Genomic DNA, 1150 nt, shown 5'->3' on the forward strand with positions numbered 1-1150 from the left:
CTGTTAGATGCCTCTGCAGAACAGATTCTCGCGCTATTCAAAGGCGAAGAAGTGGCTGCGCCAGCCGAAGATGGCAACGTAGCAGTCTTTAAGATCAAAAACGCACATGGCCTTCACGCTCGCCCGGGTGCGATGCTGGTTGCAGAAGCGAAGAAATTCGAATCAAACATTCGCGTGGCAAACCTAGATGGTGATGGTAAAGCAGTAAATGCGAAAAGCCTGATGAAAGTGATTGCCCTTGGTGTGAAACACGGTCACCAATTGCAGTTCTCTGCTGAAGGCCCAGATGCGGCTCAAGCGCTGGAGTCTATCGGCAACGCGATTGCTTCTGGCCTAGGTGAAGGTTAAGGGGCACGCAAATGACAGCATTAAAAACAAACAAAGTTGTGACCATCACGCTAAACCCTGCGCTTGATCTAACAGGCTCGCTCGACGCGCTAAAGGTAGGTTCAGTCAGCCGTGTTGAACAAAGTAGCCTTCACGCGGCAGGCAAAGGCGTTAACGTTGCAAAAGTGCTGAGCGACCTTGGCGCCGACGTTACGGTGACCGGCTTTTTGGGTAAAGACAACCCAGAACTGTTCCATCAACTTTTCACCGAAATTGGCGTAAAAAACGAGTTTGTTGAAGTCGAAGGCGCAACACGCATCAACGTAAAACTGGTTGAAGCCGACGGCCAAGTGAGTGACATCAACTTTCCTGGCGTTCAAGTAACGGCAGAAGAAATTGCTCGTTTTGAAGAGACCCTGTTCCGCCTTGCAGACACTCACGACTACTTCGTTCTAGCTGGCAGCTTACCGGGCGGTGTAACCGCTGAGCAATGCGCAGCATGGATTGAAAAACTGCATCAACAAGGCAAAAAAGTATTGTTCGACAGCAGCAAAGCCGCTCTACGTGCAGGTATTGATGCTCATCCATGGCTTATTAAACCAAATGACGAAGAGCTGAGTGACTTTGTCGGTGAGCACCTAGAAACGCCAGAACAGTGCCAAGTGGCAGCACAAACCCTCAGCAACAAAGGCATAGAGAATATTGTTGTGTCGATGGGCGCTGACGGTGTGATGTGGCTAAACCAAGGCGAGTGGCTACGCGCACAACCGCCACGCATGAATGTGGTGAGCACCGTAGGTGCGGGCGACACACTGGTGGCAGG

At 51.1% G+C, this 1150-nt stretch carries 2 protein-coding genes; both read left to right on the plus strand.

Features of this window, described 5'->3' with window-relative positions; all coding sequences use genetic code 11:
• Positions 1–348, plus strand: a 348-nt coding sequence (locus R7Z78_RS24590) for an HPr family phosphocarrier protein (RefSeq protein WP_169643793.1), incomplete at its 5' end; no start/stop codon positions are given.
• Between the two features lie 11 nt (positions 349–359).
• Positions 360–1150, plus strand: a 791-nt coding sequence (gene pfkB / locus R7Z78_RS24595) for a 1-phosphofructokinase (RefSeq protein ID WP_169643795.1), incomplete at its 3' end; no start/stop codon positions are given.

The organism is Vibrio sp. 1167, from assembly GCF_033340375.1.
GTDB classification, from domain to species: Bacteria; Pseudomonadota; Gammaproteobacteria; order Enterobacterales; family Vibrionaceae; genus Vibrio; species Vibrio alginolyticus.